The following is a 12,363-nucleotide window of genomic DNA, read 5'->3' on the forward strand; positions in this document are numbered from 1 at the left end:
TTAGCTTTACTGACTTATTTTAACGCGGACACGTCCATCTCGAATAGCGCTATGGGCATCTCGATGCCCCAGTTCTTTAAAACCTGTGGGCGTACTTCGCCTATTATCCCGGCCTTTTTTTCGCCTATGTAAATATCGGCGCATCTGCCCGATATGAAGGTGGGGTGCTCTGCTGGAACTGTCTTCAGCGCATCGCCGAGGCCGAAGTTAAAGCACAACGCCTGCAGCTTAGCCTTAACCTCGTTAAACCCTGCCTTCGAGTAGCAGAGCGCACATGCCACATGCTCCTCCTCCCTTACGCCCGTCTCTTCCGAGTCATCTATAAACGCCACCGTCCCGACCTCAAAGATGTTCTGGGGATACTCCCTGTGGAGGTTGTTGGAGAGCACGATCATGAGCGAGGGGGCTATCCAGTTCCGCATTATATTATACTGGTCGGTGTAAGGATTGGATAGCTCGACGGCCATCCCATCATCCTGAAGCCCCATCTTCCCATAGGCTTCCTCTTTGCCGATGAGGATGAAGTTAAGCGTGTCCTGGCAGCCCAGGCCTATCATGACCTCGCGCACCGCATCGCTTAGCCTGCCTTTCTCGGTAAGCTGCCCGATAGACGGCGTATCAGGGTACACGGGGGCCATGTTATTGAACCCGTAGGCCCGGCCGACGTCATCCACGACGTCGCGAACGTGGAGAATGTCCGTCCTGTAGGGGGGTATTTCGGCAATGAGATAATCGCTGCCAGTCTCGGCGATGCCATAGCCCATGCGTAATAAAAGGCTCCTCACGTCCACGGCTGTCAGGTCCAGGCCGAGGACGGAGTTCACCTCGTGCAGCCCCACTCGAATGCTCCGCACGCCAAGGTTAGGCCTCGCTAGCGTATGGCCTGGGTATTCGACCTTTAGCCCATAAACCTTCGCCCCTCTCATGTACAATGAATAAAGGGCGATGTTAAGCATGTAGTCGATGGTGGCCTGGTCCTCGCCCGTAAGCTCTATGAGAAGCTCATGCGTGTCTATTGTTACTTCCGTCCTCTTAGAGTTTATAATCGGGGGAAAAGAGAACAGGCCCTCAGCATCGTATATCACCGGTACGAGGCTTTTGCCCTCAAGTACGTACGCATACTCCCTGCCCTTATCGTGGCGCTCAAGCACCTCTGCGGGCGTCATCTCCTCCTCTCCCTGAAGAGGCACGAACCTCACAGCGTCTCGAGGCACGGCCCTATAATAGATATCCTTGCCCTTAATTTTTGAGAGGTCGTGGATGCCGATTGCGCCCTTCTTCCTGCGCCTGCCGAACGTGCCATGAAGCTTTTCCTGAAGGTGCATTATGGACTTGATCGACTCGTCTGTAAAATTCACGCCCCTGACGATTGCGCCCGTGACGTATGGACGGACGTTCTCAAGCTCCCTCTCAACGATGATGCGATAGCCTGATTGCCCTACGGGCGGGATGGTCATGCCCTCCCTGACGCCATAGTAGGCCCGCAGCATCAGGGCGATGCCTTCCTCACATAGCAGGTCGGCCCTGTCGCTGGTCACCTCGAAGGTCACCTCGTCTCCCTGCACCTCCTCGGTCTCTAAGCCCAGCTCAAAAAGGTCATCTCGCAGCTTGTCCAGGCTAACCTCCCTGCCTATGAGCCTGATTAAATCCGGATAGTTGACTGTCACTGTTGCCATATGACCGGCACGCTCCTCAAAAAGTTGATGTCACATAAGGGCCCATGCAGGTCCCGAATATCCTCGTATCCATATAGAATCATCAATAATCGCTCAAGCGCCAGGCCCCACGCAATGACGTCACACTCTATGCCATACGGGGCAAGCATCTCCTTTCTAAACATGCCCGAGTTGCCCACCTCAATCATGCGGCCACTCCTCGGGTGCTTACCATATATCTCCAGGCTCGGCTCCGTGTAAGGGTTATACGTGGGCTTGAAGCGTAATTCGCTGATGCCGAAGCGCGAGTAGAACTCCTTGAAGGTGCCCATCAGGTCACGCATGCTGAGCCGGTCATCCATCACCCAGCCCTCTATCTGGTAAAACTCGAGTAGATGGGTCATATCAATGGTATCGTTCCTGAAGACGGGCGCCACCGAGAAGAACTTTTGAGGCGGCTTCTTAAAAATGGCGAGGTACCTGGCCGTGAGCGAGGTCGTATGGCCCCTGAGCACGAGCCTTTTCGCAATCTTCTCATCCCACCTGTAATTCCATCCAAGCGAGCCGGTATCGCCCCCGTGCTCGTGAACCTCCTTGACTCTGCTCACCAGCTCCCGTGGAAGCTGCCTGATGTACTGCGGCCTCTTCAGGTTAAACTGGTCCCACTGCGTCCTCGCCGGGTGGTCCTGCGGCATAAATAGCAAATCGTTGACGTAGAACTCGGCGTCAACCATGGGGCCCTCCATCTCCTTGAAGCCCATCTCAATGAGGGTGCGCTTGACCTTGTCCATGGCCATGCGCAGTATGTGCTTTTTGCCGCCATACTCCATTATGACAGGGGCGCTAACGTCGTACCTTCGGAATGGCTTGCCCTGCCAGGACCCCGAGGCGAGCATCTCCGGGGTAAGCTGTCCGACCTCCTCCTCCACGACAATGCCCTTTTCCTTTAGCTCGGCGCCCGCAGGCGTTATTACAATGACCTTCTCCTTCTCTTCCTTCACTACAACAATATTACGCTTCAAGAGGTCTTTCATGGCCTTCTCTTGCAGGCCCTCTTGAGTCCTGCCCTCGCTTATGATGGAAAGGGCCTCCTCGTCCGGCGACCTCCCGGCGGGCAGCGGCACAAGGACAGTGTCGCCGTCCCTCCTCTCGAACCTGGCCCAGCCCTTTTGCCTTAGCCACCCCATGGCAATGCTAATGGTCGACGGTGGGAACCTCTCCTTTAGCCTGCTGAGCGACTCGCCACGCTCCGGCAGCGCGTCATGAATGACGCGCTCGGGCAGCCCCTGCTCCGCATACCTGCGGCCCTCCTCAGTAAGCACGTACTCAAACTTTACCTCATCCCTGACCGTCGCAAGCCCCTTCTCCGCGAGTAGATAGGCGGCATGCGTAACTGCCTCGACCTTCAGGCCAGTGGCCCCTGACACCTCGCGGGCCGTCATCTCAACGTCGCCAATGGCCTTTAAAACCAGCTTTTCATTCGTAGATAGTTCCATCGCCAACTTACCCTCTATTCCAGGTCCCTCGTCCTGTTGATTCGAATGCTGTCGCCTTCCTTGACGCTGTAGTATTCTTTCATCGTCCTTTTAAGTTTTGCGACCTCTTTCCTGTCCTGCGGCCTCTTCAGCCTGTCATAGGCTGCGCTATAGTCGCTAACCACGAAATCCTTAATCCTGTCCCCGGCCTTCTCCCTCTTTTCCTGGTGCCTCTCAAGGAAGCTGGCAACCCGGTCTGCCAGGTCTAGCTTGCATTCGCCACACATTATTTCGCCACTCATGCACTTCCGCTCCCGCTCCTTCAGCTTCGCCCCATCCTCCTCGAAAAGATAGTAGTAATACTGGAATACGGCGCAGACGCCTGGCACTCCGCCGAGCTTTTTCTGCTCTTCAACCGAGACGCGGCCGCCCGTGAAAGCCCCTAGAATCTTTTTCCTTGCAACCTTAACGTCATCTGTCGTATATATGGTCGTCTCCGGGCGGGAGGCGGACATCTTATCCGAGCCTGCGAGGCTGGGCAGGAAAGTACAATGAATGGCAGCTGGCTTATAGTATCCCAGCTTTGGGGCCACGTCCCTGGTCACGCGGAAGTGCGGGTCCTGGTCGATGGCATGAGGTATCAGCACTGGGACGTTCTTGCCCGCCTGCACTGATGGTAAAAACGCCGGGGCTGACTGCATCGACGTGAAAAAGATCAAGCCAATGTTCGTCGAGCTGTCGAAGCCGAACACTGCCTTCGCCGTCGAGAACGTTATGCGCTTCGCCACCTGTACGGCTATCCTATACAGAGTCTTATTATACTCAAGGTCCGAGAATATGTAGGTCTTCTTTGGGTCGAAGCCCAGCGCTATTACGTCCAGGGCGTTCTCGTAGGAGAAGGCCATCGCTTCCTTTAGCGACAGGGAATCCTTATACAGGAATTTCTCGTCATCCGTCATCTGGAAATAGAGCGGAGCGTCAAACGTATCCTGCAGGTATTTCGTGAACATCCATGGCATAAGGTGGCCTATATGGGTGTGGCCAGACGGTCCCCTTCCTGTATACAATACGAACTTCTCGCCCTGCTCATATCTATCCAAAATCCAGTTAAGGTCACGGTGGGAGAAGAATATCTTCCGCTGCAATGCCATCGGTATGCTGCCCGTTATGCGCTTCCAGCGCGTGAGAATGCCCTCATCAATCGGCTCGGTGCCAAACTCCTCTATCAGCTTTGCGTAGTCCACCTTTCCGGTGACATCCCATGGTGTGACCTTGAATTCCTCGTTCATTTTCATCTTCCTATAGCTTGATGCGCCCAACGCTGAAATACTGTATGCCCTTTTCCTCGTAGGCGAAGACCATTTCCTTTCGGACGCTGTTCGCCAGCCGCACAGACCTTGATAAATCCGGCAGGATGAACTCGTGGCCCCTGTCGATAAAGTCCACGAGGTAGAGGGAGTGCGGTATTTTTTTAACCGACTCTATCCTTTCATATGCCCTGAAGTGGCTGCCAAACTTGAAGCCGGTCTTGGCGACCAGGCCTTTTTCCCTTAGGTCTTCATACACCTTAAGCTTACCTTCGAAAGCCGGATCGATCTTGCACGCCTCGGCTATGAAGCTCTCCCGCGTTAGGCGCTCGTTCGTCTTGCTATCCAGTATCTCCATGCCATGCTTTGACATCAGGTATGCAGCCTCAACCAGGGATATCTGGAGCCTTTTTTCGTCGAGCATGTTGCCATAGAAGCCCTGCTCGTGGAGCTGTCGTGAGAGGCACTCGTCCCAGACTATTACCCTGTCGGCCATGAGTGTGGCGGCGCCGGGCTTTACCTCGACTTCCATGGGAGGCATGCTGCCCTTCATGCGCTGTAGCTTTACGCCATAGTAGGTTATGTCGCTCTCCTCGTCGACGATTGCCAGCACCATCTCCCTTCGGACGTTCAGCGCAGCGCGCAGGCTCGACATGATCTGCCGGAGAGGGAGCGGCTTACGCTCTGTTACCACGTGGACAAAATACTGGGATGCCGAAACCCCCGGCTTTCCGCCCCTCGGGTAAACGCGAAAATCTGTAACGCCGGGCTGAACGTAATATCCCCGCTCCCTCAGGTCTCTATAGACTATATACTTCAACTCAAAATATTCCTGGAGCTGCGAAGCGGCAATAAAAAGGTCCCGGAACGATAGCTTTTTCCCATCATGCTCCACGGCTATTTTATCCCGGTCCAGCAGGTAGGCCGCCTCTACAAGCGCAAGCTCTAGCCTGTCGTCTTTTATGCGCCCATAGTAGAGGCTATTGTATAGTTCCTCGATGGCATCTTTGCCCATGGCGACCCTGTCGCCCTTCAACTCGCCTTTCATGTAGATAAACGCTCGCCTAAGACCACTATCCAATAAAGGGTATTCGTATAAAAAATTATTGTAGCGCATGAGCGAGCGCCAGCGCCGATTCCTGGATTTTTAGTCTCCTTTTATTTCGTCGAAGGCCATGTCTTCCCACTTTCTTTTGCCTTTGAGCATTTCGAACTCGATTGGGGTGAGCACTGGTGCCGGGAACATGCCAGCATCGTCAATGGCGATGCGGGGGCAGGCCGTCGAGACGAAGGCATCCACCTTGAAGCTCTGGAGCCGGTCAGGGGTGATCTCCCTTATGGATATTAGTACGGCGTCGCCAGCCAGGCCCTTGATGCGCTTTGCCAGCTCCATGCGCCGCTGCCCCGGCTTCATGCCAACGATGATGCCCCACTTTTTAGCATCCATGGCCTTTGCCATTACAGCATAGCGCTGTCTCATCATTTTTTCAACGTCTACCAGCCTGGCCTCGCCCGTGAAAGGGTCGGCGGCGACGACGGGCAACTTGCGGGCAAGCCTCATGCCCACCGGATGAAAATTACCCGTACCTACGAATAATATCGAATCCACGCCTTCCGGCACGGCGCTGAAGTTGCATCCCAGCACCTGGCCCGGGTACACGACCCTGGAATCGCCATTCGCTATGATCGGCTCCCTGTCAGCATTTTTTAACGTCCTGGCTATCTCGTCGAGCTTATGGATATGCTGGACGGTGGTGGTTACGCCCACTTTACGGCCCAGCAGCGGCAAGGCGTTGATGACGGCCCGCTCTACGTCGACGTCATGGTAATACTCCATGAAGACTATCCGCTCATCATCCATCATTCGAGAGTGCCCAAAGTGGAAGAGCACGTCTACAATGCCCAGCAGTCCTTCATCTATATCACAAGCCCCATAGCAGGGGTCGCCCGAGACTATAACAAGGGCGCCAGACTTCTCCTCTACCTCTTTCGCGAGAGCCGGGCCTTGCCGCTTAAGCCCCTCCGGGAACTGGAAGCCTACAGTCTTTGCGTTACGGGTCTTGATAATATCGAGGATCTTTGGAACGTCGAACATCATTAAAGCACTTAGAATAGTTCGCCGCTACTCACATGTATATTTTTTTATTCAAAGGTATAGCTTTATTTTCTCTGTCCCCGCCCATATTCGAAGACCCCTGAGCATATGGCTATCGTAATTAGCGTGAGCAGCACGAACGGATAGCACATCATGACGTTAGTCATGCCGCCATATGCATGCATGTCGAGAAGAGGCCTATCATTGACGATGCTGTGGATGTGCAGGAAATTTTTTGCCATGTCTCCTATGAATAAGATAAAAACGGATATCGCCCCTGTAATGCCTGCGATGGAGGCTGCCTCCCGCATCGACCTGGCATGGCTGTAGCGAACTGCCAGCGCCCCTATAATTGCCTCTCCAGTCGGCACTATAAAAAATGATGCCATGTTAACTATATTATTCACCCCATGGTAGGCAATGGATGATGCGCCTCCAGCGAAGAGGATTGGGGAAAACATGAGAAGAGCCATTAAAATGCCTCCGGCCAGGGCAAGCTCAATCTGGAATAAGCCCGGCAGCGGATGGCTAATAGCCTTCACGTCTGTCGCCTTTTCGGGGCGAATAAAAATATTAGCGAGCATTCCGCCAATCAATGCCAGTACGACCCCGCCTATGATGGGCAGTGGAATGGCCAGGGAATAAAAGACGAGAGATATCCCACGTATACTGCTCCCTTTTAATAGGAGGCTAACAAGCGGTGCCGTGAACGTGAGCGCTCCAACTATAAGGCCGGCGACGCCAATCTGAAACATGGGCCCGTTGTCAACTGCTCTTTTACGCCTCAACAAGACCGTAACTATTATCCCGGCACACGCCGCCATAGCCGAAAATACGAGCATATCTGCAAACAGTTGAAGAAGTGTAATATAGTCCAGGCCGTTCCAGGTCAGGGCAATAAAGCCCATGGATATAGACCCTGCTATAAGGCCAGATGCCATGGAATAAGCAGAGGCTGCCGGATCAGCAGCCAGGCTTGAGCCCATACCCCTGATAATAAAAACATAAAACATGGCGCCCAACGTAGAAAATATGATGGCTATCAGGTAAAGCAGGCCGAAGATGAGCAATAATAGCGCTACATACATATAGAATATGACAAGCACTATCACCGCAAGTATGGTGACTGCTATAATCCCCGAGATGAGCGATGATTTTACTACTTCTCCTATGGAAGCCGTCTCCTTTCCTGTCCACCAGGCAGATATCACGCCTATTAAGGAAAGACCATAGACGGCGGCTACTGCCATAAAAAACATAACCGCCCACCCCTCAACGACGTCGAGGGGCTTATCGCTCTGGCCGGCATTCGTGATAGCCAATATGCCATAAATGGCGAGCAATATTAACGGTACTCCAATAATTCCGATGATAAGCGATTTTATGTATAGACCTTTCAATTATAATACCATAAGATGATAATATAAGCATTTATAAAAAGATTATCTCACGATTGGTTAACCAGTAATATAATAAAAAATTGTATTTTTGTGGCTTTCTCCTCATGCAAAAATAAAACCCATGAATTCGCTCCATAAGCTCATGCAAGTTCCCCTAAATAATTTTTAAATCCAGGCCGCATAGGTGCACTGGCAGCCCCAGTGCCGGGGCAGACGCGGCAAGTCCTGTATCTCCGACCAGGCGTACTGGTGCTTACCATTCGTGCAGGAGATGCAGCGGTCGCCGTTCACGGGCAGGATCCTGATGCCTTTGCCCAGGCGCGAGCTCGAGAGCTTTTCCAGGTCAAGGCTCATGCACGCCTCGCTGAGCCTCATGCGCGCATATAGCTGGGCTATCTCAAGCGGGTCGTCCAGGTTGCACGCCTTTGCGTAGCCGCAGCACGGGTCGGTCCTGAGCACGTTGCCGAATACTTTCCATCCAAACTCGCCGTTCGCCACGTCCAGGATGCGCCGCCCGGCCTCGGCGTAGGTCTCGCCCAGCAAGGCCGATAGCGCCAGCCTTGCGCCCACCTCCTTTCTCTGGGCCTCAAGAAGGGGAAGCTCCCCATAATCGCGGGCGAGCAGGTATGCTGCGACTTTCAGGCAGTGCTCGGGCATGCCTTTCGCCCAGTCAATGCCGGCGCCCCTCGGGAATACCTGTTTAGACTCATACTGCGCTATCCGCTTTCCTGCCTCATCCACATCTCCTTTCATGAGGCTTGCCAGCGCGTCAGACTCCATCTTCCGTCGGGCCATCTCTTTTTGCCTCAAGTAGTACTCTATAAGCTTCTTGCCCTCTCCTGTTGCCCGATAAAGCCTGACGTCGGCGACTTCTTTAGCGGCCGTCGCATAAGGCAGCGCGTCCAAAAATTTAGCTATCATCTCGGACTTTTTGCCCTTCGCAGAAATACAATGCTTCTCCAGTAACGCTTTAATGTCCGCCACGCGGAACTTCGAGTCGAATTTTTCCTCGAGCGACGCCTCCTCGATGAGGCCCTCACTTATGAATAGAGCGATGTTGTGTTCTAATGACCCTACTATAGGGGTCCATGTATTTTGTAGTTCCTGGTCTACCGGGTGATCCGTGAGGCGGATCAGCAGTTCATACCGAGCTGCGCTGAGCCTGTCTTGTGCGTCAGGATTGTACCCTAAGAATTGATAGAGTATGCTCATCCTTTTCCATCCCCACCTATAAAACGGTTTTTATAGGCTTAACCTTTTTGCTCTTGTGCATTAAAGGCAAATTAACCAATCATTTGAGCCTTTGAGGTGTGGCGTAAATTTTAAATAGCGTGCTCAATATGTAGAGTATGCCTTTTGGGTGCCTCTGTGGCTCAGCCTGGCAGAGCGGCTGACTTGTAATCAGCAGGTCGCGAGTTCAAATCTCGCCGGAGGCTTCTATTATATAATGAATGGTTAAACACCACATCTTCTACTCCTGAGACTAAAAGGGGTGCTTCGCTTTTAACTCAAGCGCTCCGCGCGGTTACTAGAGCGCTCCGCGCGGTTACTAGAGCGCTCCGCGCGGTTACTAGAGCGCTCCGCGCGGTTACTAGAGCGCTCCGCGCGGTTACTAGAGCGCTCCGCGCGGTTACTAGAGCGCTCCGCGCGGTTACTAGAGCGCTCCGCGCGGTTACTAGAGCGCTCCGCGCGGTTACTAGAGCGCTCCGCGCGGTTACTAGAGCGCTCCGCGCGGTTACTAGAGCGCTCCGCGCGGTTACTAGAGCGCTCCGCGCGGTTACTAGAGCGCTCCGCGCGGTTACTAGAGCGCTCCGCGCGGTTACTAGAGCGCTCCGCGCGGTTACTAGAGCGCTCCGCGCGGTTACTAGAGCGCTCCGCGCGGTTACTAGAGCGCTCCGCGCGGTTACTAGAGCGCTCCGCGCGGTTACTAGAGCGCTCCGCGCGGTTACTAGAGCGCTCCGCGCGGTTACTAGAGCGCTCCGCGCGGTTACTAGAGCGCTCCGCGCGGTTACTAGAGCGCTCCGCGCGGTTACTAGAGCGCTCCGCGCGGTTACTAGAGCGCTCCGCGCGGTTACTAGAGCGCTCCGCGCGGTTACTAGAGCGCTCCGCGCGGTTACTAGAGCGCTCCGCGCGGCGTATGCCCCCTCGTGGACCCACGAGTTTATTTTGCCCCTTCGGGGCAAGCTAATATAAAAGGAGCCATCGGGTTAGCGATGTTAAACCGATGTAAGACTCAAGTTAAAAACGAGGCTCCTCTTTAGATTCAAAATGTTACATTAATTATCAGCATTTTAATGACGTTTTGCGAATGAGATTGAACCGCTCATCAGCCATAAGGCCATCTATGCATTCCCGCACAAGCCGGTCGCCCTTTACTTTCCGGATGAAGACTTCGTCTTCCAGGCTAATAAATGGTTTAATAGCGTCAAAAAGCCTGGCTTCATTCTTAAAATAAAGCTCAAAGACGAGCGAATCCATCAACACCTCGTCCAGAAATTCACGATCTTGAGATGCGCTCATGATAAGGCTGGCGACTCGTGAAAACACGTTTTGGACGTACTGAGGCGCCCTTATTATAGGAAGGGCCTCAATACGATAATTACGGATATTATTCTGAGAGCAGAAAAGCTCAAAGTGCCAGTTGAGCGTAGACGAGTTCAAAAGGCCAAGAAGGTAAAGGGGCTGAATTTGCTTATCCATGACTATTATTTGCTTAATGGAGTTGGTACAGATGTAGCCGGGGGGCAACAATGCGAATTTTAGCCTCCTCTTACAGGCCTTGTTCTGGGTGTTGCGCCCGATGATGCGCCAATTTGAGATGGTAGAGAGAGCCGACGGCCTTTTACGTAAGAAGCTTTCTTTCTTAACCCAGCGTGGCTGCCTGCCATCGGGCGAAAGGTCAACATGATACTCGCTTAGGTGTATGCCCTTCACCAAAATGTCACCAGTGGGCTCCTCTGACATGAAATCCTTATCGAATGTCTCATCAAGGTTTCCCACGGATATCTCCCCGATGGGCGGCGCCTCGCCGTCGCCCTTGAAAGGCGGTATGCCCTTCAGGCGCTCAAGCATGGGCCACTCCAGAGAAGGCTCGGCTAGGAGCGGCACCTCCATCCTGTCATCCGTGAGCCGCCTTAACTCCTCATAGCCTATCATTATCTCATCGCCAGCCCCGGCATCGCCAATGCCTCTCCCTGCCCTTAGCTTAAAATACCCCCCATCCTGCCTTGACTTATTAAGCACAACAATGGCAGTCCCTTGATTGACTCCCCTAAAAATTCTGGAGCGCTCAGGGAACTCCACTATCTCCTCAATGCGGCACGAGTCGAATAAATGCCTTCTAAGCTTTTCAGAGGTGGCTTCGTTTAAGAAGGAGGAGGGGATGATGAGGCCCATGCTGCCGCCATTCTTTAAAAAGGCAAGGTTTCGCTCTATGAATAGCTTATACAGGTTTAAATTGCCCTCCTGGTAATGGTATTGGCCACATTTTTTTATCGATGCCGCAAGGCTCTTCTTCATCCTCACGCTTTCCTCATGCGCCTCTTCGAACATGCTCTTGACGCGCCTGTATGGCGGGTTGCCGGCGATAACCTCAAAGGACGCATGCCCTGGAAAATCTTCAAACAGGGCGTTTTTACAGATTATGTGGGCTTTTACCTTTTCCATATTTGCCTGGCCCTCTGAAAGGAGCCACAATCGAAGCGAGGCGACATCTGCCGAGTGCCTGTCCACATCCATGCCATAAAGGCAATTCTCTACGAGGCCCCGCTTAGCATCAATGGGCATGCTCTCGCCAAGCCGTACAAGTATCCGACTTCTCAGGCTATATAGCGCCTCGAGAGCTTCTTGTAGAAAAATGCCGCTGCCACAAGAGCTATCCAGGAAGCGTATATCCATTAATACGTCATGTAAAGAGGCCAGGTCTTCCCGGCCCAAAGATTCAAGCGCCTCGCCAAGCGTGGCAAACTGCCTGCCTGTCCTTAGCCGAACCTGGCGTAGCGCATATGAGCCTATCGAGGCCTCGCAGATTAGCCGTGCAATGGGCTTAGGCGTATAAAAGACGCCCTTATCTCTCGTATCCCCGCAAGCGCTGGAGGCAGAATAATCCAGAAAACCGCAGGCAGCGTCAAGAACGCCTATCCTATTGAAAGCCTCTCCAAGCGACCCTATAATTAGGCTAGCGGTTGAGGGTGCTAAGCCCATCTCTGTGATGCGCTGGCTGGCGCTGCCAGGGGGCGCCGCGCCCATGACCTCAAGCGCATATAGGGCCACAATACTATCCATACGATAGGCATCTTCCCTGGCCAGCTTCAGCAAGCGTTCATAACACGTATTAAACATCCAAATGAACAATACGGCATACTACAACAAAAACCTTCATTTTCAAAAAGAGGCAAAAAATATCTATAATAGATGAAGATGTCTAAATAA

General features: G+C 53.2%; 8 protein-coding genes and 1 tRNA gene. 1 reads left to right on the forward strand and 8 read right to left on the reverse strand.

Annotation, left to right across the window (positions count from 1 at the left end; translation table 11 throughout):
- Window positions 1–14: 14 nt before the first annotated feature.
- The 7 genes from pheT to MTC_RS08945 form a co-directional block, all read right to left on the reverse strand.
- On the reverse strand, window positions 15–1,676 hold the full coding sequence (pheT, locus tag MTC_RS08915; RefSeq protein WP_014406363.1) for a phenylalanine--tRNA ligase subunit beta: 1,662 nt from the start codon (window positions 1,674–1,676) through the stop codon (window positions 15–17).
- Window positions 1,664–3,151 carry a phenylalanine--tRNA ligase subunit alpha gene (gene pheS, locus MTC_RS08920; RefSeq protein WP_014406364.1) on the reverse strand — a complete coding sequence of 496 codons (1,488 nt, stop codon included), beginning with the start codon at window positions 3,149–3,151 and terminating at the stop codon, window positions 1,664–1,666. The genes pheT and pheS overlap by 13 nt, the downstream gene beginning before the upstream one ends.
- A 14-nt stretch (window positions 3,152–3,165) precedes the next feature.
- Window positions 3,166–4,419, reverse strand: a complete 1,254-nt coding sequence (locus tag MTC_RS08925; protein WP_014406365.1) for a tryptophan--tRNA ligase — start codon at window positions 4,417–4,419, stop codon at window positions 3,166–3,168.
- A gap of 10 nt (window positions 4,420–4,429) precedes the next feature.
- Window positions 4,430–5,485, reverse strand: coding sequence for a tRNA-intron lyase (gene endA / locus MTC_RS08930; RefSeq protein ID WP_048189259.1), 1,056 nt, complete (start codon window positions 5,483–5,485; stop codon window positions 4,430–4,432).
- Window positions 5,486–5,584: 99 nt separating this feature from the next.
- Window positions 5,585–6,535 carry a diphthamide biosynthesis enzyme Dph2 gene (gene dph2 / locus MTC_RS08935; protein ID WP_014406367.1) on the reverse strand — a complete coding sequence of 317 codons (951 nt, stop codon included), beginning with the start codon at window positions 6,533–6,535 and terminating at the stop codon, window positions 5,585–5,587.
- A gap of 62 nt (window positions 6,536–6,597) precedes the next feature.
- A complete protein-coding gene (locus MTC_RS08940; protein WP_014406368.1) occupies window positions 6,598–7,932 on the reverse strand; it encodes a hypothetical protein in 1,335 nt (444 codons plus the stop codon).
- Window positions 7,933–8,097: 165 nt separating this feature from the next.
- Entirely contained in the window at window positions 8,098–9,144 is a 1,047-nt protein-coding gene (locus MTC_RS08945; protein WP_014406369.1) for a hypothetical protein, read from the reverse strand.
- A 150-nt stretch (window positions 9,145–9,294) separates the two neighbouring features.
- Here MTC_RS08945 and MTC_RS08950 point away from each other — a divergent pair.
- Window positions 9,295–9,368 (forward strand) — tRNA-Thr (locus tag MTC_RS08950).
- A gap of 847 nt (window positions 9,369–10,215) precedes the next feature.
- Here the strand turns inward: MTC_RS08950 and MTC_RS08960 are convergent.
- On the reverse strand, window positions 10,216–12,273 hold the full coding sequence (locus MTC_RS08960; protein ID WP_014406371.1) for an Eco57I restriction-modification methylase domain-containing protein: 2,058 nt from the start codon (window positions 12,271–12,273) through the stop codon (window positions 10,216–10,218).
- Window positions 12,274–12,363 lie beyond the last annotated feature (90 nt).

This window comes from Methanocella conradii HZ254, assembly GCF_000251105.1.
Taxonomy (GTDB): Archaea; Halobacteriota; Methanocellia; order Methanocellales; family Methanocellaceae; genus Methanocella; species Methanocella conradii.

Excerpts from the sequence above, each read along its gene's own strand:
- MTC_RS08960 (WP_014406371.1), bottom strand. The coding sequence starts at position 12,273 with ATGTTTAATACGTGTTATGAACGCTTGCTGAAGCTGGCCAGGGAAGAT.
- dph2 (WP_014406367.1), bottom strand. The coding sequence starts at position 6,535 with ATGATGTTCGACGTTCCAAAGATCCTCGATATTATCAAGACCCGTAAC.
- pheS (WP_014406364.1), bottom strand. The coding sequence starts at position 3,151 with ATGGAACTATCTACGAATGAAAAGCTGGTTTTAAAGGCCATTGGCGAC.
- MTC_RS08945 (WP_014406369.1), bottom strand. The coding sequence starts at position 9,144 with ATGAGCATACTCTATCAATTCTTAGGGTACAATCCTGACGCACAAGAC.
- MTC_RS08925 (WP_014406365.1), bottom strand. The coding sequence starts at position 4,419 with ATGAACGAGGAATTCAAGGTCACACCATGGGATGTCACCGGAAAGGTG.
- endA (WP_048189259.1), bottom strand. The coding sequence starts at position 5,485 with ATGAAAGGCGAGTTGAAGGGCGACAGGGTCGCCATGGGCAAAGATGCC.
- pheT (WP_014406363.1), bottom strand. The coding sequence starts at position 1,676 with ATGGCAACAGTGACAGTCAACTATCCGGATTTAATCAGGCTCATAGGC.